This is a genomic window from Microcoleus sp. Pol11C2 (genome assembly GCF_036701505.1).
GTDB lineage: Bacteria > Cyanobacteriota > Cyanobacteriia > Cyanobacteriales > Microcoleaceae > Microcoleus.
Genome location: NZ_JAUBQX010000050.1, coordinates 18,086 through 42,668, shown reverse-complemented (window position 1 = coordinate 42,668; position 24,583 = coordinate 18,086). Strand labels below are relative to the sequence as shown.

26 protein-coding genes are annotated in these 24,583 nt (G+C 46.1%); 16 read left to right on the top strand and 10 right to left on the bottom strand.

All coding sequences use genetic code 11. The annotated features are described in order from the left end of the window. Window positions 1-93 precede the first annotated feature (93 nt). A complete protein-coding gene (locus QUA42_RS22475) occupies window positions 94-1,452 on the bottom strand; it encodes an FAD-binding oxidoreductase (protein WP_333140208.1) in 1,359 nt (452 codons plus the stop codon). Window positions 1,453-1,597: 145 nt separating this feature from the next. Continuing rightward, window positions 1,598-2,347 carry a methyltransferase domain-containing protein gene (locus QUA42_RS22470; RefSeq protein WP_333140206.1) on the bottom strand — a complete coding sequence of 250 codons (750 nt, stop codon included), beginning with the start codon at window positions 2,345-2,347 and terminating at the stop codon, window positions 1,598-1,600. Window positions 2,348-2,650: 303 nt separating this feature from the next. On the opposite strand from QUA42_RS22470, the gene QUA42_RS27860 reads away from it, so the two are divergent. From QUA42_RS27860 to QUA42_RS22435, 6 genes are all read left to right on the top strand, one after another. Continuing rightward, window positions 2,651-4,120: an adenylate/guanylate cyclase domain-containing protein gene (locus QUA42_RS27860; protein ID WP_445301351.1), complete on the top strand. Its 1,470-nt coding sequence runs from the start codon at window positions 2,651-2,653 to the stop codon at window positions 4,118-4,120. A 251-nt stretch (window positions 4,121-4,371) separates the two neighbouring features. Beyond that, window positions 4,372-5,784: an adenylate/guanylate cyclase domain-containing protein gene (locus QUA42_RS22455; protein WP_333140204.1), complete on the top strand. Its 1,413-nt coding sequence runs from the start codon at window positions 4,372-4,374 to the stop codon at window positions 5,782-5,784. 215 nt (window positions 5,785-5,999) lie between these two features. After that, a complete protein-coding gene (gene bioA / locus QUA42_RS22450; RefSeq protein ID WP_333140202.1) occupies window positions 6,000-7,304 on the top strand; it encodes an adenosylmethionine--8-amino-7-oxononanoate transaminase in 1,305 nt (434 codons plus the stop codon). Window positions 7,305-7,321: 17 nt separating this feature from the next. After that, window positions 7,322-8,365, top strand: a complete 1,044-nt coding sequence (gene bioB / locus QUA42_RS22445; protein WP_333140200.1) for a biotin synthase BioB — start codon at window positions 7,322-7,324, stop codon at window positions 8,363-8,365. Window positions 8,366-8,598: 233 nt separating this feature from the next. Then, on the top strand, window positions 8,599-9,210 hold the full coding sequence (locus tag QUA42_RS22440) for a class I SAM-dependent methyltransferase (RefSeq protein ID WP_333140198.1): 612 nt from the start codon (window positions 8,599-8,601) through the stop codon (window positions 9,208-9,210). A gap of 171 nt (window positions 9,211-9,381) precedes the next feature. Further along, on the top strand, window positions 9,382-10,056 hold the full coding sequence (locus QUA42_RS22435) for an SDR family oxidoreductase (RefSeq protein WP_333140197.1): 675 nt from the start codon (window positions 9,382-9,384) through the stop codon (window positions 10,054-10,056). 153 nt (window positions 10,057-10,209) lie between these two features. Here QUA42_RS22435 and QUA42_RS22430 read toward each other — a convergent pair whose 3' ends face one another. Next, entirely contained in the window at window positions 10,210-10,689 is a 480-nt protein-coding gene (locus tag QUA42_RS22430; protein ID WP_333140195.1) for a hypothetical protein, read from the bottom strand. An 82-nt stretch (window positions 10,690-10,771) separates the two neighbouring features. On the opposite strand from QUA42_RS22430, the gene petN reads away from it, so the two are divergent. From petN to QUA42_RS22405, 5 genes are all read left to right on the top strand, one after another. Then, window positions 10,772-10,861, top strand: coding sequence for a cytochrome b6-f complex subunit PetN (gene petN, locus QUA42_RS22425; RefSeq protein WP_071883976.1), 90 nt, complete (start codon window positions 10,772-10,774; stop codon window positions 10,859-10,861). Window positions 10,862-10,953: 92 nt separating this feature from the next. Beyond that, entirely contained in the window at window positions 10,954-11,553 is a 600-nt protein-coding gene (locus QUA42_RS22420) for a DJ-1/PfpI family protein (protein WP_006631014.1), read from the top strand. After that, on the top strand, window positions 11,550-11,792 hold the full coding sequence (locus QUA42_RS22415) for a DUF167 domain-containing protein (protein ID WP_333140192.1): 243 nt from the start codon (window positions 11,550-11,552) through the stop codon (window positions 11,790-11,792). The genes QUA42_RS22420 and QUA42_RS22415 overlap by 4 nt, the downstream gene beginning before the upstream one ends. An 84-nt stretch (window positions 11,793-11,876) precedes the next feature. Beyond that, window positions 11,877-12,065: a CsbD family protein gene (locus tag QUA42_RS22410; RefSeq protein ID WP_333069342.1), complete on the top strand. Its 189-nt coding sequence runs from the start codon at window positions 11,877-11,879 to the stop codon at window positions 12,063-12,065. Between the two features lie 302 nt (window positions 12,066-12,367). Continuing rightward, window positions 12,368-12,547 (top strand): hypothetical protein, encoded by a 180-nt coding sequence (locus QUA42_RS22405; RefSeq protein WP_333140190.1) that lies wholly within the window; start codon window positions 12,368-12,370, stop codon window positions 12,545-12,547. 40 nt (window positions 12,548-12,587) lie between these two features. Here QUA42_RS22405 and QUA42_RS22400 read toward each other — a convergent pair whose 3' ends face one another. The 3 genes from QUA42_RS22400 to QUA42_RS22390 all read right to left on the bottom strand — a co-directional run bounded on the left by QUA42_RS22400 (window position 12,588) and on the right by QUA42_RS22390 (window position 16,173). After that, entirely contained in the window at window positions 12,588-14,576 is a 1,989-nt protein-coding gene (locus QUA42_RS22400; RefSeq protein WP_333140188.1) for a calcium-binding protein, read from the bottom strand. A 6-nt stretch (window positions 14,577-14,582) separates the two neighbouring features. Next, a complete protein-coding gene (locus QUA42_RS22395; RefSeq protein ID WP_333060313.1) occupies window positions 14,583-14,759 on the bottom strand; it encodes a hypothetical protein in 177 nt (58 codons plus the stop codon). A gap of 280 nt (window positions 14,760-15,039) precedes the next feature. Then, a complete protein-coding gene (locus QUA42_RS22390) occupies window positions 15,040-16,173 on the bottom strand; it encodes a cob(I)yrinic acid a,c-diamide adenosyltransferase (RefSeq protein ID WP_333039380.1) in 1,134 nt (377 codons plus the stop codon). A 227-nt stretch (window positions 16,174-16,400) separates the two neighbouring features. On the opposite strand from QUA42_RS22390, the gene fraC reads away from it, so the two are divergent. The 4 genes from fraC to larE all read left to right on the top strand — a co-directional run bounded on the left by fraC (window position 16,401) and on the right by larE (window position 20,135). Beyond that, the gene (gene fraC, locus QUA42_RS22385) at window positions 16,401-16,928 is read left to right on the top strand and encodes a filament integrity protein FraC (RefSeq protein ID WP_333140186.1); all 528 of its coding nucleotides are present in this window, start codon (window positions 16,401-16,403) and stop codon (window positions 16,926-16,928) included. Then, the gene (locus QUA42_RS22380) at window positions 16,925-17,923 is read left to right on the top strand and encodes a DUF5357 family protein (RefSeq protein WP_333140184.1); all 999 of its coding nucleotides are present in this window, start codon (window positions 16,925-16,927) and stop codon (window positions 17,921-17,923) included. Before fraC ends, QUA42_RS22380 begins: the two co-directional genes overlap by 4 nt. 254 nt (window positions 17,924-18,177) lie before the next feature. Further along, window positions 18,178-18,951 carry an ABC transporter permease gene (locus QUA42_RS22375; protein ID WP_333140182.1) on the top strand — a complete coding sequence of 258 codons (774 nt, stop codon included), beginning with the start codon at window positions 18,178-18,180 and terminating at the stop codon, window positions 18,949-18,951. Window positions 18,952-19,307: 356 nt separating this feature from the next. Beyond that, entirely contained in the window at window positions 19,308-20,135 is an 828-nt protein-coding gene (larE, locus tag QUA42_RS22370; protein ID WP_333140180.1) for an ATP-dependent sacrificial sulfur transferase LarE, read from the top strand. A gap of 475 nt (window positions 20,136-20,610) precedes the next feature. Here larE and QUA42_RS22365 read toward each other — a convergent pair whose 3' ends face one another. After that, window positions 20,611-22,482, bottom strand: coding sequence for a polysaccharide biosynthesis/export family protein (locus QUA42_RS22365; protein ID WP_333140178.1), 1,872 nt, complete (start codon window positions 22,480-22,482; stop codon window positions 20,611-20,613). Window positions 22,483-22,812: 330 nt separating this feature from the next. Here QUA42_RS22365 and QUA42_RS22360 point away from each other — a divergent pair, with 330 nt between their 5' ends. After that, window positions 22,813-23,514, top strand: coding sequence for a class I SAM-dependent methyltransferase (locus QUA42_RS22360; RefSeq protein ID WP_333140176.1), 702 nt, complete (start codon window positions 22,813-22,815; stop codon window positions 23,512-23,514). Window positions 23,515-23,521: 7 nt separating this feature from the next. Here QUA42_RS22360 and QUA42_RS22355 read toward each other — a convergent pair whose 3' ends face one another. From QUA42_RS22355 to QUA42_RS22345, 3 genes are all read right to left on the bottom strand, one after another. Then, window positions 23,522-23,878, bottom strand: a complete 357-nt coding sequence (locus QUA42_RS22355; RefSeq protein ID WP_333140174.1) for a DUF4864 domain-containing protein — start codon at window positions 23,876-23,878, stop codon at window positions 23,522-23,524. A 46-nt stretch (window positions 23,879-23,924) separates the two neighbouring features. Next, window positions 23,925-24,293 carry a hypothetical protein gene (locus QUA42_RS22350; protein ID WP_333140173.1) on the bottom strand — a complete coding sequence of 123 codons (369 nt, stop codon included), beginning with the start codon at window positions 24,291-24,293 and terminating at the stop codon, window positions 23,925-23,927. 148 nt (window positions 24,294-24,441) lie between these two features. Beyond that, window positions 24,442-24,552 (bottom strand): BrnT family toxin, encoded by a 111-nt coding sequence (locus QUA42_RS22345; protein ID WP_333140171.1) that lies wholly within the window; start codon window positions 24,550-24,552, stop codon window positions 24,442-24,444. Window positions 24,553-24,583 lie beyond the last annotated feature (31 nt).

The following is a 24,583-nucleotide window of genomic DNA, read 5'->3' as shown; positions in this document are numbered from 1 at the left end:
GTCGCTTTTATCAACAAGGTATGGGGGCTGCAACCCTTATTCGGTCTATCTCCTAGACCTTTTTGTCACCCCCCCAGCTAAAAACCATTCCCCTTAATCCCGTTCCAACCACCCCCGCATTTTACCCGGATTAAGCAAACCGTAAGGATCGACCAACTCTTTAAACTGCAACTGTTCCACATTAATACTTTTCATCCCTCCATCTTCCAATATATAAGTGTGAGGATTAGCAATCAGTGCGCCTTGCTCTTCGTGATAGCGAATAATTTCATTGAGCCGTGATTCCGTAGTGTAGCGAACTATTTGCAAAGCAGCCGCGATCGCCCTGCCATTCATCCGCAAAAACTCCAAGTGCATCATCACCTCATCCCCATAATAATGGTACAGTTCCTCAATTAACTTCAAACCTTTATCGGGGGGAAAAAGCGTCTGCAAATAAGTCAGAGATGGGTCAGCGCTGCGAGCGTGCAGAGTTGTATGATTCCAAGTAAATTCAGCAATTGCTGCGCCTTTGCTCGCTGCTTGCGCGTTTTTTTGATAGCAAATTGTGCCACCATATTCGCGCACCAAATCTTGCAGCGGTTCCAGACAAGATTCAGCTACCATTAACAAAGCGCAGTGCTTACCTTCAGGAATCTCCTCGCGGAAAGCAGCAAAATAAGCAGGAATCGGCCAAGCACAAACACAAATTAGTTTTTTGATAATTCCGTCAGCATCGCCCAAAGCTTTACCGAAGTTAGCCGATGTCATAAAATCGTCAAAAGCGACGATGATTTCCGCCCAAGGATAAGCAGGGGCGAGGGGAATTTCTAACTCCGTAATAATCCCATTTGTGCCGTAAGCGTGATTGACTTTTTGCACTTCATCGCCGCGCAATTCGATGACGCGGGGATCGTCTTCCATTGTAACGACTCGAACGGCATGAAGATTTCCTCGATCGCGCAATTGCCCGTAAGTTATCGAACCAATTCCCCCGCTACCGCCGCCGATAAATCCCCCAATCGTTGCGGTGCGATAGGTTGAGGGAACCATCCGCAATTCCCAACCCGTTTCTCGCGCTTGTTTGTCGAAAACCGACATTTTCACCCCTGGTTCTACGCAAGCTAAACCCGGTTTGATCCAGCGGATACTGTTCATTTTGCTGGTATCTAAAATGACGCCGCCCTTGAGGGGAATGCACTGCCCGTAATTGCCCGTTCCTGCACCTCTAACAGTTAGCGGAATTTTGGATTTGACGCAGGCTGCTGCAATCCGCAAAACTTCGGCTTCGCTGGCGGGACGAACTACTAAATCTCCTGTTTTATCACTTAAGAGAGGTTGCAAAACTGGACTGAAGTGATAATAGTCTTGAGATAGCTTGACAACTTGCGCGCGATCGCTAATTATTTCAATTCCCGAGAGTTCCGAAGAAAAAGCATCCCAGTCAATACTTTGAATCGCAGTTGCAGTCATTTTGTTTCCTCCATGCTGGCAGTATTATATATTTTATCAAGCAGAAATTAGTAAGATAAAATACTAACTGCAATCTTTATTTAAGTAGTAAGGTGTGCCGAAGCGCACCCTACATATAGAAGTTCTGCCTCCAAGACTGCTTTTTTCAATTAACAAATCCCCCAAACACTGCCATACCGTAGTATTTCCAAGGAACTGCAACAGTCTCAAACCCTGCTTTTGCCAGCATTTCCAAATGTGCCGAAAGTGTAGCTAGGCGATCGGGATTAGAATACCCGTAAGAGACACTCGTCCCCACATTTGCGCGAATTTGTGCTAAGGTTTCCCCCTGATTTCGCGCCCAATCTTCTCGCGCCGCTTGATAAATATCTTTCATTGCTGCCGATTCTGCTAAAAGAGGATCGGCATTCCAAAAACAGCCACCAGCATTTAAACTTTCGCGAATGCGTTGAAACAATTTCAACTTCATCTCATCCTCAAGATGATGAATTGCCAGAGAGGAAATGCAAGCATTGAATTTATCGCCCAAGCCTGATAAATTTGGATTGTTTGCCCATTCTCCAAAATCCATTTCTAAACCAGTCCACCGGGCTGCGTATCCTGCCGACTCTATTTTGGCGCGGGCAAAATCAAGCATTCGCGGCGAGTAATCGACAGCAACTATTTCCGCCGATGGGTAGCGTTGGAGAACTTTTAAAGTGAGTTCCCCCGTCCCGCAGCCGAGTTCTAAAATGCGATGGTTTGTGTTAGCAATGCAGCCTGCTAATACATCCAGCATTTCGTCATATTTAGGTAAAAGTCGCCGAATGCCGGTATCAAAATCAGCAGTATTGACGAAAACTTCTCCCGGAAAAATTTCCTTGTTAGTAGGTGAGACAGTAGAGTCAGAATTCACGATCGCCAACTATAGACTACAATTGCTATCCTAACCGAAATAGAACAAAAAATGCGTGAACTAGGGACACGGCACTGCCGTGTCCTTACACGATCATCTGTACTTTACTTAACAGAAAACCACTATCAAGTTATGCGTATTCTTACGGATAAGCGAAACACTCGCGGTAATCAATAATTAACCATCCCTTGCACTCTCCAGTCTGGCTTTACCCCTGACGCCAGCAAAACACTCTGAACAAGCAGTGTTATGTTAGTAGTGCATAAATTCCAATCAAGATTAAACCTCACGCTTGAGGATACCATGCGCCAGTTGATTTCTAGAATTCCGGCTGCCATCAGCCAATTAATTTACAAGCGAATTCTGCTTGCGGTGACAATTTTATTTTGTGTAGGTGTAGGAGTAGCGATGGCAAATATGTCTCGTCTTTCCTCAACCCTAATTGAATCGCAAGCCCTCCAAAATGCCACCCTCTATGCCCAAGCTGTTAAAGAAGCCCGCACCCTTTATAGTTCGGATGTTGTCAATCCTCTCAACACCGCTAAAGCAATTAACTTTACTCACGACTACAAGCCGACAAAAGTAACTATTCCGGTACCGGCAACTTTCTTAATAGAACTGGGCAACCAGATCACTAACAAAAATCCCGAAGTGTTACTTCGTCTATACAGCGACTACCCGTTTCCCTGGCGGCGAAAAGAAGGCGGAGTCCGAGACGATTTTGAACGGCAAGCTATTACCTACTTGACGAAAAATCCGACACAAAAATTTTTCCGAGTTGATAATTATCGCGGCAAGCCAGCCTTTCGATATGCCGAGGCAGATATTCTAAGTCCTAGCTGCGTTAACTGTCACAATACTCACCGCGACAGTCCTAAAAATGATTGGAAAGTGGGCGATGTACGGGGAATATTAGAAATTATTCAACCTCTCGATACCATAACTAAAACTACTCAAAGTGAACTTAAAAACCTGTTTTTACTGTTAGCAGGACTTTCATTTTTAGGAATCACAGGATTGACTTTATCGATCAGCAGGTTGCGCCAAAATGCTAAACAATTAGAACAGCGCGTCAGGGAACGCACGGCACAATTGCAAGAAACTAATGTAGAATTGCTGAAAGAACAGGAAAAGAGCGATCGCCTGCTGCTCAATATTTTACCCGAATCCATTGCTGCCAAGCTAAAAAACGGTCAAAGCAGTATTGCTGACGGCTTCGCAGAAGTCACGATTTTGTTTGCGGATATCGTGGGCTTTACGGTGCTTTCATCACAAATATCTCCCGAAGAATTGCTCAAGTTTCTCAACGAAATTTTTTCAGCCTTCGATGGTTTAACGGAAAAGTACGGCTTGGAAAAAATCAAAACAATTGGAGATGCTTACATGGTAGTGGGAGGTTTGCCAAATCCCAGCACCAACCACGCGGAAAGCATTGCGGAAATGGCTTTAGATATGCAGGAGGAATTAGCAAAATTTAATCCCAAACATCATACAGAAATTAACATTCGCATCGGCATCAATACCGGGCCTGCAATTGCGGGGGTTATTGGCACTAAAAAATTTATTTACGACCTCTGGGGCGATGCCGTCAATACAGCATCCCGCATGGAATCCCACGGGATTGCCGGGGCGATTCAAGTCACACAATCAACTTACGATATCTTGCAAAATAAGTATCTGTTTGAAGACAGAGGAATTATCCACATCAAAGGTAAGGGCGATATGAATACTTATCTGCTTGCGGGCAGGCTAGTCAGCGCAGTTTCGGTTTAATTTGTTTATTATATTATTAAGGGGTATGCTACTTAGTCCGAAGTCATCAGTCATTCGTTGTTAGTCGTCAGCCAAGAACTAACAGTTAATAACTGCTGGCTGTTGACTGCTGAACATTACAGGAATTAAACAGGGGATGTGAGAAACCCGGTTTCTGCGCGGTTGCTTCATTGACACACCCAAAATTGATTACCAGAAACCCGGTTTTTTTCCTATGTCCTACATTAGCCATTGGCAAAATAGTAAATTTTATGCGATCGCGGATTTTATCATTCTTAAAATTTTTCCAATCTCGCTTGTCTAGGCAAATAGCTTTGTGGGTATTTGCTAGCATTCTTGTCATAGAGGGAATTATTTTAGTTCCCTCTTATTTTCGGCGAGAAAATGAACTTTTAAGTCAACTAGAACAGGTATCTCGCGCGACTGTTGATTCCCTAGAGTTTTTGCTTCAACAAGATATTTCCGATCGCACTTTCTTGCAAGAAGAAGTAAAAAATATTATTAAGGATTCTCAAGTAGTATTAGGACTATCTATTTACCAAGCTAACGGTCAGCTAATATATACACTTGGCGAACCCCCAGAAATCAGTTTAAAGCAACTAAAAAGAGCTCGTATAGTTCACAGTCACAATTTCGATGGCAAGCGCTACGATATTGCTTGGACAGAGCGACATTTTGGAGGCGATTACATCTTAATTGTTCGCCACGATGCTTCCACCGTTCAACCGGAACTCTACGCATTTATCGGGCGGATTGCCGTTCTAGTCATCATTATATCAGCCTTTGTCACTTCTGTTACTATGTTTTTTTTAGGGGTGACAGTAATTTCACCTCTCTTGAGATTGCGCGATGACTTGATCGCCGCCGGAGACGCTTTGAGCAAAGATCGAGAACAACCTGATTTCTACTCTCTGTCTGTCAAACGGGATGACGAGTTAGGAGAACTCATGGTCGCATTTAATCAAATGTTTCACCGAGTTTACAAGGAAATCGCACAGCGGAAACAAGCTGAGGAAATATTGCGCGCCGAACAAGAAAAGTCGGAACGTTTATTACTAAATATATTACCGGTAATGATTGCCGATCGCCTAAAACAAGGTCAGATAAATATTGCGGATGGATTTGCCGAGGTTACGGTTTTGTTTGCTGATATTGTGGGCTTTACCGAAATATCTTCGCGCACGTCTCCTGAAGAATTAGTAGAATTACTTAACAAAATATTTTCATCTTTCGATAGGTTGAGCGAACAATACGGCTTAGAAAAAATTAAGACGATAGGCGACAATTATATGGTAGCAGGCGGTTTGCCACTTCCCTGTACAAATCACGCTGAATCTATTGCCGAAATGGCTCTGGAAATGCAGCAAGAAATTATGAAATTCCGCGACGAATGCGGTAAACCTCTCAATATCCGCATTGGCATTAATACTGGGCCTGTTGTAGCAGGTGTTATCGGCACTAAAAAGTTTATTTACGATTTGTGGGGAGATGCTGTCAATACAGCAAGCCGCATGGAATCTCAGGGACTTCCGGGTAAAATTCAAGTTAGCAACTCAACTTATGAGTTGCTGTGCGATAAGTATTTGTTGGAAAAGCGCGGTAAAATCAATGTTAAAGGCAAAGGATCTATGACGACTTATTTGCTCAAAGGCAGAAAATTGTAACTGACAATTTTAACCATCGCCCGCGAATACGTGGTATGGGGGCTGACGTTTCCAGGCAGCCCCCATCGACACCAAACTAGATTTTTTTTGAAGGAACCGCGAAGACGCTAAGGACACGAAGGAAGAGGAGAAGAAAGAATCAAAAATAAAAAGTTTATAAGTGAGTTAAACTTGCTATATTAAAAGACAACTTAATATTAGTTTGATTGGTAAAAATGACTGCGAATCAGGAACAGAATTCTTCAACTTCACCGATTTGGCAGCCCTTCACGCAAATGAAAACGGCTGCCCCGCCGCTGAAGGTAATTCGCGGCAAAGGATCGGTGCTGGAATTAGCAGACGGACGGCAAATTCTCGACTGCATTTCGAGTTGGTGGGTGACTGTTCACGGGCACAGCCATCCGGTTCTCGCTGAGGCTCTTTACGAACAAGCCCAAAAGTTAGAACACGTAATCTTTGCGGGATTTACTCACGAACCTGCCCAGAAACTTGCTAATAAATTGCTAACTCATACGCCTGCTTCTTTAACGCGGATTTTCTTTTCTGATAACGGATCGACTGCTGTTGAAGTTGCTCTGAAAATGGCTTTTCAATATTGGCGCAATCTCGGAGAAACTAACCGCACTAGCTTTATTAGTTTTGAGGGAGGTTATCATGGCGATACTGTGGGCGCGATGTCTGCTGGGAGAAGTTCGCTGTGGTGGGAATCTTTTGCACCTTTAATGTTTGCTGGGGATGTTGTTCCTTTTCCCGCGACTTTTGACGGCGATGAGGAGGTGGAAAGCAAAGAGGCGGCGAGTTTGGAGAAATTGGAGTTTTTGTTAAAGCAGGGCGGCTATGCGGGAATTTTTATCGAACCTTTGGTGCAAGGTGCCGGGGGAATGCGAATGTGCCGCCCTGAGTTTTTGCAGGATCTCGCACAACTTGCCCGCCAGTTTAATGTATTGTTGATTTACGATGAAGTAATGACTGGTTTTGGCCGCACGGGCGAACTGTTTGCCTCTGTTAAATCTGCAACTTCACCGGATATCCTGTGTTTGTCTAAAGGATTGTCTGGCGGCTGTTTGCCACTTGCTGTCACAATGGCATCGGAGGATATTTATCAAGCCTTCTGGCGAGATGAACCGGACAAAGCTTTTTTTCACAGCCATTCTTACACCGGAAATCCCTTAGCTTGTGCGGTGAGTGTAGCATCCTTGGAGCTTTTGGAGCAAAACCCAAATGTGTATCAAGGAATGGAAAAATTGCACCGCCAATACCTGAATCAATGGCTGAGAAATCATCCTAAACTCGAACGGATTCGGACTTGCGGCACCATCGCAGCAATGGATGTGAAAACGGAAAGCGTTTCCGGTTATTTTAATGACATCGCTCCTGTATTGAAAGCCAGATTTCTCGAAGCGGGGTTTTTGCTCCGCCCCTTGGGAAATACGCTTTACTTGATGCCTCCCTACTGCATTTCTCCTGATGAACTAGAATCGATTTATCGGGTAATTCGTCAGGTTTTGGATACTCTGTAAACCCTTTAATTTTAGTAATGAATTTACCCAATTGGAACGATTTGGCTGACGACGCGCTGGCGGGCAAATGTATCTCTCGCGAGCAATCTTTAGCCGTATTGCGCGCACCGGATGAGGTTTTGCTGGAACAACTAAACGCAGCTTATCGGGTGCGCCGCCACTACTGGGGAAACCGAGTCAGGCTGCACTATTTGTTAAATGCTCAAAGTGGTCTTTGTCCTGAAGATTGCCATTATTGTTCTCAGTCAAAAATTTCGACTGCGGAAATTGAGAAATATCCGCTTTTAGCTAAGGAGAAAATTCTAGATGCCGCCCAACGCGCAGCAGAGTTAAAAGCTGGTACGTTTTGTTTGGTGATTTCGGGCCGCCAACCCAACGCATCTACTTTCGATCGCGTTTTGGATGCGGTTGAGACTGTGAAGGCAAATTATAACCTGAAAATTTGCGCTTGTTTGGGATTGTTGAGCGAGGAGCAAACTCATCGGCTGGCTAAAGCTGGAGTCGATCGCGTAAATCACAACCTCAATACTTCCGAATCATATCACTCGGACATTTGCACGACTCACACTTTTGGCGATCGGGTTGAAACCGTCGAACACGTAAAAGCAGCGGGAATCACAACTTGTTCCGGCGGAATTTTGGGGATGGGCGAATCGGATGATGATGCGATCGATTTAGCGCTTTCGCTTCGCAACTTGGGCGTTACTAGCGTGCCGGTCAACTTTTTCATTCCGATTCCCGGCACGCCATTTGCAGAGGTGAACAGGTTAACTCCCCGCCAATGTTTGCGAATTCTCTGTTTGTTCCGATTTTTGCTTCCCAGTCAAGAAATTCGGATTGCTGGGGGACGCGAGGTGCATTTGCGATCGCTGCAACCTCTGGGACTTTACCCGGCTAATTCTATCTTTGTGGGCGATTATCTGACAACTCCCGGACAAGCTGCCCATCAAGATTGGGACATGATTCGAGATGCGGGATTTGCGATCGAATCCCCGGAAGGTTCTCTTTTAGAAGTTGATTCAGCAGTTACCAAACCCGAACAAAAAACCCTGGTTGTTTAACTATTATAGTAGTTTTCAATCGGATGAAATAGAGTAGGACACGGCTGTGCCGTGTCCCTACCCAATATCTATATTTCACGTTTACGCATGGGAAGAGAAACCGGATTTCTGAGGTAGCAAATGCGTCAGCCGTAAGTTCTTAGATTGTAGTCAGAAATCCCTATTATCCGGTTGACATTCTTCAATCTAAAATCTAAAATCTAAAATCTAAAATCTTACAAGGGGGGGAAATTGTGGACAAACGCGAAGAAATTACGATCGCAGAATACCAGCTAACTGCCGAATCTTTCCGAGAAGGAACTTGGCATCACGACGTATCCCAAAATCGCGAGGCACTGACCGCTGCTATGCCCCGCAATCCCGGTAAAATTCTCGATATAGGATGCGGCCCGGGACGAGATTTAGTAGCGTTCAAGAGCCAAGGACACACAGTTGTAGGCTTAGATGCAACTCCGGCTTTTGTAGAAATAGCTAAGAAGTTATCGGGATGCGAAGTTTGGCAGCAGTCTTTTCTGAATCTAGACTTGCCAAAAGCAGAATTTGACGGTATTTTTGCCAATGCTTCCCTGATTCACGTTCCCAGCGATGAGATGGTAAAAGTGCTGCAAGATTTGCACAAAGCCTTAGTTGTTAGCGGTGCAATTGTCATGTCAATGTGCCGGGGAAATTGGGAGGGATACGACGAGCGGCCGACTGGAAAACGCTATACTGCTGGATGGGAATATCATACTTTAGCGCCTTGTTTAGAACAAGCAGGATTTGCAATTGTCAATCACTACTATCGCCCCCCCGGCTTACCCCGCGAAGCTCAATCTTGGGTAGTAATGGTAGGCAAAAAAATCTAACGTAAATTGGAAATTGGGAAGAGGTAATTGCGAATCCTTCCCCTCTCTTCCTCTGCGCCCTCTGCGCCCTCTGCAGTTAAAAAAAACTAATTTAAAAATTTACAGAGGATTGTTGTATACTGTTCCACAGTCAAATAAACCAATTTCTGCACCACTTAAAACACAATTAATATGACAGAGAAATCCCACATTTTTTTAGCTGGTGCTAGTCGAGGAGTCGGCTTAGAAATCGCGAAATGTCTGATTGCACAAAATATGCAAGTAACTGCACTTTTGCGATCGCCCGCTACCAACACCGAATTAGAAACCATGGGCATCAAAGTCGTGACAGGCGATGCTTTGGATGCTGCCGCTATGGAAGCTGCGATGGCTGGCGGTGAGCCAATTCATGCCGTAATAAGCACAATTGGCGGCTTGCCAAAAGATGGAGAAAGATCCGATTATTTGGGCAACAAAAACTTGATTGATGCGGCTGTCAAAGCAGGCGTGCAAAAATTTATTTTAGTTTCATCCATCGGTAGCGGTAACAGTGCCACTGCTTTGCAACCGCAAGTTTTGGAAACTTTGGGCCCGGTCTTAATTGAGAAAGAAAAAGCCGAAAATCATTTGATAGAAAGCGGGATGATTTATACAGTGATTCGTCCGGGCGGACTAAAATCGGAACCTGCCACAGGCAACGGCATTTTAACAGAAGATTGTCGAGTTGCTGGAACTATTCACCGGGCGGATGTAGCGCAGCTAGTTTGTCAGTGTTTAGTTTCTGATGCTGCTAACAATAAAGTTTTGTCGGCGGTAGACAGGCAAATGCTTTACGGCAATCCAGAATTTGAGGTGTTAAATCTTTAGGGGCGGGTTTAGCGCAAAATAAGCTGTTTGGCATCTAAATTGTATTTTTTGGGCGGGCTAGAAGCCCACCCCACAATAAATTAAACTTTTGTGGAACAGGCATCTTGCCTGTTCCACAAAATGGTGCCTGATGTGAGTAAAACCCGATCGCACTCAAGAATCGAAAGGCTTAATCCACGATCGCCCGATCGCCCAATCCAAAACCAAACCCGCGATCGCAAACAATACCACACTCTCGACACCGCGAACCGCAAACGGCAATAACTCCTGTAGTGCGGGCATCTTGCCGGGTTCAAAAAACAATCCAGCATCCAATTGTCCAAAAGCCCGCACCAACCCAAAAGCCAACACCGCACCAGATTTAAGTTGCGGGTTAACATCTCGGCGAATCGCATAGCGGTAAGTCACGCCGAACAAAAAACCGCCCAAAAGTGCGATCGCCCCTCTGAAGGCAAAATTTAGGTCAATTTCCCTTACCTGCAAACTCGCCAGAGAATCCAACCTATCCGCTAGAATTAAGCTATTACCAAGGGCGATCGCCCCAAAACCCAGCAAACAAGACAAAGCAGCAACACTCCCTGCCTTCAAAGATTCTACCCGTTCAGCGGCACTAAAATTTGACGAATCCTTCACAGCGCCCTCATTTCAAAAATGGCTCAAATTGACTTATCATAAGGTTTGGAGTCACTTTGTACAGTTTGTTCAATAAATAGCTATGGATATTTTGTCACTCGGTTGGGTTTCGGTGCTAGTTCTGTTCTCCTTCTCAATTTCAATGGTCATTTGGGGACGCAACGGTTTCTAGATTCCAGAATAGCTTGCGGGGCAAGCTTTTTCACTGCCCCGCATTTTTTTTTAATCCTATTTAACACACTCAAAATAACAGGAGTGGGAAACATGACAGCCAAAAAAATCTTAATGTTAGTCGGCGACTTTGTAGAAGACTACGAAGTAATGGTGCCTTTCCAAGCACTGCAAATGGTAGGTCACACCGTCCACGCCGTCTGCCCGGACAAAGCTGCAGGCCAAACAATTCGCACCGCTATTCACGACTTTGAAGGCGATCAAACATACAGCGAAAAACCCGGTCACAACTTCACTTTGAACGCGACTTTTGACGAAATCAACCCGGCCGACTACGACGCTTTGATTATCCCGGGAGGACGCGCCCCAGAATACATCCGCCTCAACGAACAAGTGCTGCAAATTACCCGCTACTTTGCCAACAGCAAAAAGCCGATCGCATCTATTTGTCACGGCTTACAGGTTCTAACAGCAGCAGGCGTACTCGAAGGCAAACGCTGCACCGCATACCCCGCTTGCAGCCCCGACGTACTCCGGGCCGGCGGCAAATATACAGAAGTTCCAGTTACCGAAGCCGTAGTCGATGGCAATTTAGTCACCGCCCCCGCGTGGCCAGCACATCCTAACTGGCTGGCTGAATTCCTGAAAGTTTTGGGAACGAAGATCGAACATTCAGAGAAAGTCGAAGTGTGACTATTTTCACAGTCAAAGTTAAACCGAATTCCAAACAGCAAAGCATCGAAGAGCAACCAGACGGCAGCCTCACAATACATCTCAAGTCGCCGCCAGTCGATGGTAAAGCCAATCAAGAATTAATCATGCTGTTGGCGAAAAAGTTTAAAGTGCCGAAATCTGCGATCGGCATTAAATCCGGTTTTTCCTCCCGAAATAAACTCGTGGAAATTCCAATGGAACCTTTCACTTACAAATAAACGTAATACCAAATCTATCTAAAGAGGGATATAGACTCAGCTTTAAAAGTATAGATTATAGTTGTAGAGTTAGAATATAAAATTATGAGCATTGAAAATAGAGTCGAAGCAACAGCCAAGAATATTGAAGGCAAAATCCAAGAAGCTGTTAGCGAAGTTACAGGCAATCAGAAAGATAAATTAGAAGGTCAAGCCAAGCAGGACGAAGCATCAGCAATTCACCTGAAAGAAGATCTCAAAGATAAAGCAAAAGAGATTGTAGACAAAGCTTAGTAACAGTATTTGCTACAAGTTTCCTGCCTACTAAATCCCGCAAACGATATGTTTGCGGGATTGTTTTTATAATGAGCTTAAATCATTAGTAACAATATCTTGGGACGGGTTTTACACACCATAATTGCCCAAAACTAACCATCTCATAAACCTACCTCCCCCCAGCCCCAAATTCAGAATTAATTGAATTGAATGGTTGGGCGACGATGCTTAATCGGGGTTATTTGTTGGGTGGGGGCGGGTTTATCAACATTATTGGTGCGTGGCAAAATTCATCGGCGAATTGAGGGGTGGTAAAATTCATGGGTGAACGCGCCCCTACAGATTCTACTTTTTTGCCCAATCCCTCCGCTACGCAGGGCGAAGATGCTGTTTGGCCAATGCCCTGTTTGGCCGATGCCCAATTCCCAATGCCAATAAAAAAGCCAGGGATGGATATCCCCAGCTCGAAACAAAGCAGAATTAGTTTTGAGAGTTGGTAGGGCGATGTTTCACAATCGACCCCACCCACTTTTACCCAAATTAAATCAGGGTAATGTCAGCAGCCGTAATGCCCGGTCTGCCATTCAGATTGGCCAGCGTCACGCCTGGGTCAGCACCACCAAAACCGTCAGAGTCAAATCCTAGTCGTCCAGTTGAATTCTCATAAAAGACGAACGGTTCTGTCGGGCCCGCCCCGGCAGGACCAAAACTGCTCTTGTAAGACCCACTCTCAATCGCCAAGAACGCCTGCGAAGAAATTCGATTCGTATTTGGCACTACCCTCAAGTTGGGGAAGCCGTTGGAGCCATTGATTTGGAAGATAAACTTGTCTTGGCCGATCGTAAAATCGCCGATTTGGTCTGTGTCGGTACCCACGGCGCCCTCGCCGAAGTTGTTGTAGTAGAAGTTGTCATTACCCGATCCGCCAATCAGGGTGTCAGCACCAGGCCCGCCGCCGAGAGAGTCGTTGCCGTCGCCGCCGATCAAATAGTCCTTACCAAAGCCGCCCAGCAGGGTGTCGTTTCCGGCAGCGGCATTTAAGGTATCGTCCCCGGCTCCTCCGAGGGAGTCGGTAGCATTGGATGAGTCGCCGAACAGGATGTCATCCCCGTTACCAGTAGTGACCACATCAGTGCCGTTGCCACCAATAATGAAGTTGCTGCCTAAGGTATCGCTAATCAAGTTTGGCGCTGTAAGACCGGTAAAGCTGACGCCGCTAGCGTAGGAGATGAAGTCGTTACCCGCAACGTTGCCAATCACGCGATCGCGCGCGCTGCCAAAGATGATTGTGTCACTTCCCTCGCCACCGTTCATGAGGTTGGTGACGGTGAAGGTGCTGCCAGTAGTAGGATTGGTGTAGCCAATTAACAGATCGTTGCCCAGCGCGCCTTCGAGAGTAATCAAAGCAGTACCAGTACCAGCAAAAATGGCCTTGGTAGCATCGATAGTATCGTTGCCATCTCCACCGGCTGCATTAGTAAAGGTACCGCTCAGGTTGTCGTTGCCTTCACCGCCGATCATTGTATCCGTCACAAAAGCTGCAACGATCGTGTCATTGCCTACTCCGCCGTCGAGCAAGTTGCGACCCGCGAAGCCTCCAAATGAACTCTGGGCGCCTCCGCTCAAAGTTAGATTCGATACCCTGGATGACTGGATGAAGTCGTCGCCTGCACCTCCCAAAGCGGTATCCTGCGTGGCAAAAACCGTGATCGTGTCGTTGCCGTCGCCGCCCTCAAAGAAGTTTCGGCCGGCTTCAAACTCGCCGATCGCGCCGTAGAGAGAATCGTTGCCGCCACCGCCAATCAAGGTGGTTCTCTCAATGCCGATCGTAATGACGCTCCCCGGAGCAAACGGGCTTGTCTGGGTACTGTTGGTAATGAATAAGATGTCGTCGTCAAGATCGCCCGACAGGTAGCTGTTGCTTGCCACACCTCTTAGGGTGTCGTTGCCTCTACCGCCAAAGAGACTGTCTCTTACATTGATACCTACAACTAAGTCGTCGCCCAAATCACCCCGCAAGTAGTTGCTGCCTTCATTGCCAGCGAAGCCAATACCCAAACCACCGTCTAAAGAGAGGTTGTTGCCACCGCCTGCGATGAAGAAGCCGATGGCGTCATTGTCCTTACCGCCGTAGAGGGAATCTCCTCTCTGCGCCCCTCCCAGCATCGTATCTGCGCCCTGATTACCAAACATCAGGTTAGCTTCGACAGTACCTTGGAGGATGTCTTCTCCCTGGCCGCCGGCCAAGGTAGCGCGGGCTTCAGCGATTATGGTGTCCGAGCCTGCGTCGCCAAACAGCAAAGCCGGAGTCCGCTGGGATCTGATTGAATCTTCGTCGTCGCCGCCGTATATGGTATCGTTCGGGCCAACTGAAATCAGAGTATCGTTATCGCCTTGGCCAAATATTAAGCTGCCGCCCAGGGTGGAAGTTCTAACGAAATCCGCCCCCTCTCCGGCGAATACTGTATCCGGCCCTAGTCCCGGAAGGTTTAAATCTAGTTGATTAGGATTGTCATCTAACGTTGTCATAAAGCTTCACTCCTCTACTTGTTGGTCATCGCTGGTGCGACTACAGACACTGCCTAGAACACCGAATGTTTGGATTCCGCTGTAGTTTAACCTGTTTGCCAGCCGCAAGTCTAGCCTACTGGCGTTAACCCTGTCTAGACTTTCTCCCTCGCGGATTTTTTGCTTGTAAGCTTTTATTTTCAAAGTCTTCACCCTTTAATAATCCTGGTGCACTGTCTCAGGTGCTCACGCTCAATAAGACGCGGCTCATATTCTTAATGTTCCATTCTGGATTGGCGGTCGGGGATCGCCTCCGGAGGAGGAAATTAAAGATTAAAAAAGGCAGATCTGGGTGATCGGGAAGACAAGGGAAATTGGGAGATTTGTTACTTGGTACCAAGGCTTTGTGGCAATTTCCGGTTTTCCAGGCAGGGTCGTCATTTAATAATTCTGACCCGGATTGAACTGCGTACCGCTCCGGGCTTTAAAAGTCTACGCCCCGCTTTAGTTCTACGCCCCGATCGCCGTAGTGTTTGTGACAGTATACCTCGGAGTGTACGCTTGCCAAGTCAAAGTAAGCGTGGGGTTTGTGGCAACGCCCGGTGATAATAATTTCTGTATCCCGCGGCTTGCGTAGCAGGGCTTCGACGATCGGCTCTACCGGCAGCAGTTCTAAGTCTACTGTGGGATTGAGTTCGTCGAGAATAATCGTTTTGTACCAGCCGCTGGCGATCGCACATTTGGCGATTTCCCAGCCGCGTTCTGCTTCTATGCAGTCTAGCTCTTGCTGTTGCCCCCGCCAAACTATAGCATCTCGGCCGCACCGCTGGTGGTCTACTAGCTGTGGATAGCTTTGGCGCAAAGCTGCGATCGCCGCATCTTCTGTATAACCGGTGCCACCTTTGAGCCATTGCACGATTAACACCCGGTGAGATTGGTCTTGACTGATACCCCTACCTATTGCCTGCAAAGCTTTGCCCAAAGCGCTCGTAGACTTGCCTTTGCCCGCTCCCGTGTATATTTCGATCCCCGAAATATGATGCTCTGCCGCTGCGGGGTGATAGTGGGGCTTCATTTCTGAGTGTAAGTCGGCAATCTCCAGCAAAGCTTCGGGGGCCGCTCGGCCTGTGGCGATGACTTCTAAATATTCTGGTTTGTTTTTGAGGGTTTGGACTACTTCGTCAACTGGCAGCAAACCCAAGTCCAATACGGGGTTTAGTTCGTCTAGTACCACTACGGAATAGAGTTCGCTGGCGATCGCTCCTTTGGCGATATCCCACCCTCGCTGAGCTTCTGCGCGATCGAAGCGGGTGATTGCTTCGGCCCCAAAATATTCGGCACGGCCGGTGCGCACTTGGTCGATCAAGTGCGGAAACGCCCGTTGCAACGCTTCTATTGCCCCGTCTTCGTCGTAGGAGCGGCCGGGGCCTTTGAGAAAGCGCAGCAACAAGACTCGCGTGGGCGAGTCAGAATTGATACCCAGCCCGATCGACCGCAACACTACTCCCAAAGCTGCCTGAGACTTGCCTTTACCAGCGCCGTCGTAGACGTGAATCTGACCTGCGGCGCGTTCCGACCGGGATGAGGCTGTCCGAATACCAATGCCATTCCTTACCATAATCAGCAGTTGTTTGAGTCTGTATCGGGGTGGGTATTCGATCGCGCGCCTTGAATGTTTAATTTTTCCATTCTGTTGGCGGATCTCAACAGATTATACGATAACTTCTAACCCCCAATCTTTTAAGCAGCGATCTAACGCAATTAGGTACTAAAACCTCCGGTTAAGATTATTGCGTTTGTGCTGTACAATTAAAATTTAACACGGACTGATATACCTAAAGGCTTATGATTGCGAGTGTTTTCCCATTTCGGACTGTTTTGGTGCAAATTTTAATTATGTTTTTGGCGATCGCGATCGAATCGTGGTTTTTGCAAAAACTACTTAAACTCGGCCCCAAAACCAGCATTGAATATACCGCCATCCTCAATCTATCTTGCACTTGCGTAGGCTGGTTAGTTTTCTTCGGAATTGAAAGCGTTCTTAGCAAAGAGTTGCGGGAACAGCTTATCGGTTATATTTTATTAGGACGTGGGGATAATGTTTACGCTCCAATAACTATGATAGCACTCTCAGTATTAGCAGTAACTTTTCTAGCTAAATGGCAGGGATTAGAATTCATAGAAAACATGGTTTCCGGCAATAAAAAAGCTTCCAAGCCTCAGTTTTTAGGACCACCAACCCTCACCCGCCGTCCTCCCAAAAGAACTTTTCAAGTAACTACCCAGTTTGGGGGAATTTTAATCGCTCACATTGTTAGCAATGTCGTTATTTTAACCGTGTTGTTTTTGCAAAGCGTGTATTCAAATTTATGATGAAGCAATTGTTGGATGTCACTCAGCAACTCACTAAGCTGACGAACAACCTTTGGGAAACCAATAAAAAAATCCAAAAGGCGATGATTCCGCCTAAAGTTGTTCACTGGAAGACTCCTTTACTACTCAGCATCTTTTTAGCTTTGCTGACAGTGGCGGCAGTCACTGACTGGCGGACGAGAACTCTACTTTTTGATATGAGCTGGTTATTTTTTACACTTTCAATGGGTTTGCTGACCAGCCAGCAACCTTTTGTGATTAAAGGAGTAAGTCTGAGTCCGTGGGTGACAAGCATCTTAATTGGCTTGTGGTTGCTGGTAAGATTGCCGTCGGATAGGAAGGAAATAGCGTGGATATCCGGCCCACTGATAGCAGTAGTAGTTCTTGCTACAATAGAGGTTTGGAATAGCGAGTCAAAACGGGAAGGTATCAGGTCGTTGGTGCGCCCTCAGTTTTTGATCATTACTCTAGTTCACCTGCTGTTTTCCTGTTGGTTTGCTTTTCACTTTTTAATTCAAGGTTGGATACGACAGTACCCGAGCGTTTTATCCCAGGATTTGAGGCAAAGCGATTATGTGGTGACATTTCAACAGCCAACTATTAATCGCTCCCGAGGAGTTGTCATCCTCAATGGAATGGAGGGATATTTGCGAAATGAAGCCCGCACAAAACCGTGGGCGCAGGTAGAGCAAATGTTAATAGATATGGACAACGAGCGGTTTTTTCTGCGGAATCAAGCCTTAAAAACAACTGGGGTAGTCGCAGAAGATGCGAAGTGGGATGTCAAAACTTCGATCGTCCAAGGAGATTCCCGCTATCAGTTAGAGATCGAGGCAATTTGGCTGGGGCTGGTTTTTAGACCGGAAACATATTCGTTTACCAAATCTTGCGAGGTGTTCGAGATAGGCAATAGGGCGACTGTAACCTGCGGTGCCATCAAACGCTCTCAACCCGGACAGAAAAAAGATGGAACGGCGGGGGACAGTCAAGTTTGAGCCAGTCTCACGCAGTTAGGAAAGTGTTTCAGAAGAAAGGGGAAGACGGGGAGATGGGGAGAGTATCCGAACCTGAGAGGCGCAGATGGGGAGAGTAGGATATCGGGGAGAATCTTCCCTCGAACCTCGGACTTCTTCTTTCAACATCCAATCCGTTAAATCCCTTAAATCCCCTACACTGCTTCCTTGCCGAACTTCCTTCTTCCTTATATTAAAGTATTGATTGCGAAAGTTTCCAGCGGGTTAATAATTAGATGAACTTGAGAAGAATCTTGACAGTCGCGACCAATGTATTTTGGGAAGTAATTCGCGATCGCATCCTTTACTTAATTATTATTTTTGCTCTGTTGATGGGCGCCTCGGTACGGTTGATACCGGAATTGGCGGCGACAACCGAGAAGAAAATTATCTTAGATGTCGGTTTGGCTGCTATGAGCCTTCTCGGTCTAATTGCCACAGTTTTTGTGGCTACCGGATTGGTCAACAAAGAAATAGAAAAGCGCACTGTTTACCTGTTAGTTGCTAAGCCGATAAGTCGGGCTGAATTAATTGTGGGCAAGCACTTAGGGCTCTCGGCGGTGCTGGCAGTGCTTGTAGCGGCAATGACTGTTATCTATCTGGCTATTCTGAGTTTGAGCCGCATTCCTTTCCCTTTGGGAAGCATTTTAATCGCTTCGCTGTTTATCTGGTTTGAGCTGTGTCTGATGGCTGGTGTCGGGATTTTATTTGGGGTTTTTAGCAGTTCCCTGCTGGCGACTTTACTGACATTTGGCGTTTATTTAATGGGACATTCGACGCGGGATTTAGTGGCTTTGGGCAAGTTAACTAAAAATCCTGGCCTTGAACAATTGATGATGGGACTTTATCTCGTTTTGCCGGATTTAGCCAGATTCAATTTGAGAAACGATGCTGTTTACGGACAAGTTCCTTACTTAGCAGGTTTGATTACAGATGCTGGCTACGGTTTGCTGTATGTGGTGCTGCTGCTGTCAATAGCGATCGCCATATTTTCCCGTAGGGAATTTTAAAACGCGCCTGCCCTACTTTCAAAAGTTTGAGTATATCTATCAAATTATCACGCTAAAATATCAAGGAGGCGCTAGCTCAGAAATCTCGACTAAAACTCAAACTTTTAATTGATCCCGAATAAGCTGTTCTGTATTTAAATAGTACCTTTGGGCGGGCTTTTCTTCCCTCCCCACAATATCGGGACTTACGCATCGGGGCCCAGAAACCGGGTTTGTTACCGAATATGCGGTCTACAACGCGTCTTTTCGTAAAAAAACCCGGTTTCTAAACAATCGTGCGTAAGTCCTAAAGAGGTTAAATAGAAATACCCTGTAAATTAGATTACGATAGCTTAGCAGTAATAAAAATTGAAATTATGTTAGTGGAAAAACTCGAACAATTAAAAGATATTTTCGCACAAATGGAACGGGCTTTGATTGCCTACTCCGGCGGAATTGACAGCACTTTGATAGCCAAAATCGCTTTTGATGTATTGGGCGATCGCGCTTTGGCAGTGACGGCAGTTTCGCCGTCTTTACTGCCAGAAGATTTAGAAGATGCGCGGATTCAAGCTGCAGAAATTGGCATTGCCCACGAGGAAGTAGAAACTCAGGAAATGGCAAATCCCAATTACACTTCTAACCCGGTTAACCGCTGCTATTTCTGCAAAAGCGAACTGCACGATACTTTGAAACCCCTAGCACTAGCAAAGGGTTATCCTTATGTGGTTGATGGGGTTAATGGTGACGATTTAAAGGATTATCGTCCCGGAATTCAGGCTGCGAAGGAACGCGGCGCGCGATCGCCTTTAGCCGAAGTAGGAATTACTAAGTTTGAAGTGCGGCAATTGGCAAAAGAATTGGGTTTGCCTTGGTGGGACAAACCGGCTCAACCTTGTTTGAGTTCGCGCTTTCCTTACGGCGAAGAAATCACCGTTGGAAAGTTGCAAAGAGTGGGGCGCGCTGAACGGTATTTGCGGCAGTTGGGACTGAAAAATTTGCGAGTGCGATCGGACGGAGATACGGCACGCATTGAGTTACCTGCAGAGGAGATTCAGGAGTTTGTGCTAAATACGGATTTGCCTGCATTGGTGGCGGTGTTTCAGGAGTTTGGTTTTGTGTACGCGACTTTGGATTTGGAGGGGTTTCGCAGCGGCAAATTAAATCAGGTTTTGCAGCCACAGTTGTTGCAGGCAGAAGGTTGATTAATTTTCACAAATACAAAAAATTCTCATGATTGATGTAGTTTGGGACATGGACAAAGGGGAACAATGTCAATCGAACCTTTACCTTTGATGTACCAACTTATACCTTTCAAGGCTCGAATTGTTAGGATTACAGGATTCACGCAAAAGTAACGTATTTCTGTCGCCCAACGAACTCAGTGAAGCAATCTCAAAGTGGCGTTGCTTAATCAGGGTATGAAGAAAATAGCTTTAAAATCCAAAAGCTTTGTTGATACTGGTTTCTATGACGGGCATATTTAGCGTTTCATACCGTAAATCAGCAAAGCCTAGGATGTTTGCCGTAGATTTGGGATGTGCCCTGTAATAGCAAATCCGGTTTTAATACCCCCTTTATTTCTTAGTCCCCCTTTGCTTGGACTTCGTTTGACTCGATGCAGCGGTTTCAACTGCCGATTCATAAAGAGGGTGGCTAGCTTTCAACGCCTGAGTCTTATCAAGGAGTAGTTGGCTGAATTTGCTGTGGCTGCATTTGCTGCTGCTGATTCTCGAGCAGGAGTTGCTGCTCCTGGATTTGAATTTGCCGATTCTCAAGATCTATTTGCCGCTGTCTGTCTTCAAGCTGCAGTCTTCTGTCTTCAAGTTGCAGTCTTCTGTCTTCTGCTTGCTGCAATCTATCTTGACGTTGTTGCTCTCTTTCTAGCAACCGGTCTTCACGTTGCTCTTGTCTGTCTTGACGTTGTTCGCGAAGCTGTCTGAGCTGATTTCGCCGATCGAAATCCCCTCCCAAAAATAAGTTTTGAAAAGCGTTGATAGTTGCTTGAAACCCAGTAAAAACGCCGCTAACAGTGTTAACCCCAGTTGCTACTCCTGCTATTGGCTGCAAGAAACTGTTGATATTATCTGCTACCCTAGCATAGCCCGATCGCGCTACCAGAATCACATCGTTGTTGCGGAGAGTGGGGTTATTATTAGGATTCAACCCTTGAGCAAAATCCACCTCGATCGTGCGGCGAGAAACAGTACCGTTGGGGTTCAATCGCAATAGTTCTACCTTGTCTTTTTTAGCCCGCAATTGATTGAAACTACCTGCGGTCAGTAAAGCTTGGTGCAGGGAGGTACTAGGCCGCACCTGCAAAGCCCCAGGCCTAATTACTTCTCCTACAATATTGATGCTAATCGCGTTCGGAGAAAAACTGCTATTTGCGACTTGAGAAACTTCAGCTAAGTCTACAGTAGCTGCTGTCGGGATAATTACGCTATCTCCTTCTTGCAGCAAGATATCTTGAGTTGCGTCGCCTTTTTGCAGCAAATCCCACAGATTTACCATGATAGTTTGTTCATTGCCACCTCTGACTCGGCGGCGGATTTGCACGCGGCGAATGTCAGCTTCTGTAGTGATACCACCAGCAATTTTCAGTGCTCTAGTTATTGTTGGTAAGCCCACAACTGCTCCTTGCTGTTGGTCGATAGATACAAAACTCAACTCTGTTTGTTGGTTGCTCGATCGCACATCCGAAGCAAATACAGTATAAGGCCCCGGCCGGTTTACTTCCCCGACAATTACTACCCCAATTGGTTTAGTAATATCAGCGGAAAAATTAGCACTGGCTCTTTGACGGACTTCTTGAGTATTGAGAGCACTTGCTGTCGGTACAAAAATTGTATCTCCATCTCGAATGGTAACGTCTTGACGCAAATTTCCCGTGTCTAAAAAATCCTGCAAATCAACAGTAGTAACTTGAGCCGGCCCGCCTCTGCGGGGACGGCGAATTTGGACATTTCGCATATCTCCTGCTGATGTCACCCCTTGTGCAAGTTGCAGCATTTCCATCAAAGTCGGGAATTTTACTCCTCCTCCGGTTCCTTCTCTAGTGGGATTAATCTTGTAGGAACCCGGGCGAGTAACTTCACCGGCAAGACCTATATTTAGGGGGCGAGCCGCGACCAGAGTCACGGTAACAACGGGAACATTGATGAAGGGTTCGTATCGCTGGGTAATCACGTTAGCAGCTTGTTGCAGGGTCAACCCTTGAATTGAGACGCTGCGAATGATTGGCAAATTGAGCGTCCCGTCAACTAACACTTGATATTCTCTGCTGAATTCAGGGACGCCGAATATCTCTAAAGCAATGCGATCGCCCGGGCCTAAAGTATAAGCTGCTTCTTGTGTCAGCGAACCAGAATTGCCACTCGCCGGCAAACTCGAACCCGGAGGCGGTGGCGGCGGTACTCTCGGTTGGTTTGGGTTCCTAGCGGGCGCAGGATTTCTGACGGCAGGCAACTGAGCTATAGTGGGCAGCGAACTCAATAGCACCAGGAGTGCTGACAAACTCAGACTTGTAGCGGTTTGAACGGTATGTTTCATCTTTCTTCCCTGGTTGCAGCCTGCCAATGAACGAGAGCAATTTAGCTAGTTGATTTTAGTTTATTTTCCCTGCTGTCCAGTGTAGCCTCGCTTCGCTGCAAAATCCACAGGTGGAAGCATAAAAATTGTGCGATCGCACTTAACTATTTTGCACCTTGTTTGTAAAGAAACTGTAAAGCCTGCCAACTGCGATCGGGATTAGGATCTCGTTTGAGCAAAATTCTTAATACATACCTCGGGATACAAATCAACCCGCCAAAGAAATGGATAAAAAAAACGTGCTGATTTGAGGTAAAATGTTAGATAATTCTCTCTGCAGGACAAAGACAAGTGTCACTAAAACTGGAGCAAGTAATTCCCTGGGGACGCTGCTTGGATGAATACATAGGAATGTTTAGCTTGACCTCAACTGACCTCAAGCTAAACATTCTTGATTGTGCGGCCGGCCCGGCAAGTTTCAATGCCGAAATGACTCGCCAAGGTAAAAAGGTAATTTCTTGCGATCCAGTTTATCAGTTTACTGCGGTGGAAATTGGCGATCGCATCCAAGAAACATATCAAACTGTCATTGATGGGGTTAAGGCAAATCTAGACGGCTATCTGTGGAACAATTTTGAATCGCCGTACCAGCTAGGCGAAGTGCGAATGAAGGCGATGCAGGAATTTTTAGAAGATTTTCCCTCTGGTTTGCAGCAAGGCCGGTACATGACTGCTGAGCTGCCAGTTTTGCCTTTCGAGAACCGTCAATTCGATTTAGCTTTGTGCAGCCATTTCTTATTTGCTTATTCTCACCTGCTTTCCGAAGAATTTCATCTGGAAGCAATTACAGAAATGTGTCGGGTTGCGAATGAAGTCCGGGTATTTCCTCTATTGCAGAGTTTTAGCGGGGAGGAATCCGAGCACTTAAACCCGATCGTCACCGAATTGAAAAAGAGAAGTTTTAGTGTAGAAATTCAAGAGGCTCCCTACGAATTTCAAAAAGGCGGAAATAAGATGCTGCGAGTTAGCAAACAAAGCTCAGCCGAAAAGTAAGCATAACTTATTCTTCAGGAAGGGAAACTAAATAACAGCCATTAATTCGCCAACTCTTATCAAACTGTTTTTCCATGAGATAAATGGCTCTGATTGGGATGCCTTCCGAGTCCAGAAACAGCACAGGCTGAGCGGGAATTCCTTCTACAGTGCCGAGGTTTTCAAATAATACCGATCGCGGACGGTAGACAGCTTGATAGGCAATTTTTACCATGTGCATAAAGTTTTCTGCTGTGCGAAACTGCTGCTGAATTCCGGGACTGGCGAAGGCAAAAGCCCCAGCAGCATCGTCTTTTTGAAATGCTTGCAGTTGCTGTTCTATGACTGAGCGAATGGTAGCGCGATCGCTATCAGTAATGTGCATAATTAATTTTGATAAGAAAGTGCTGTTAGGGCTGGGCGCGTCCAAATTACGGAGGGCATGGCAATTCCCGATCGAGCCCTAGACTATCTGCCCATTGCTTAACCCGATCGTGCCCAATGCCCGTCTTGTTTGTCTGGTAATTTTGCAAGGCTGCGAGACTTTGGGCGATCGTTTGTTCTTCGCTGAGGGGTTGAAACTCGTTGGCTGTGTCAATTTCTCCAGTAATTCTAATCAAAAACCGCAGAGCTTCATTTACAGCTTCAGAATCGGGAAACATCTCTGCAACATCCGGTTCTAAACGAATATTTACACCACCAAAGGTCTTTCCTCCAGATCCTACCCTTCTTACACGCAACTTCCTCAAATTATATTCCGACCGAAGATCATCGTCCATCCCTGTTTCATCCTTCTTCATAAACTTCTCGTTCCACTGTTGTTACTTTTCTGCCGCTAATCATAGGAATATAATCTGCTCTTTCTGTATACGATACTATCAATAAATTACATTGCTAGGACTCTCGAACAATAATATAGTGAGCTTCTTCATCAGAGCGATCCGGAGCTTAGAAATCGATGTAGAGGGGATCGTCAAAAACCGTTCTGGCTTCCTCAAATGAGAGCCCATGCTTGGACAAATTTACCGCAGCCTTGTTTTCATCCCACTCGAATTTCATAAAGATCCCAAATCAGCATCTTTGATATAAT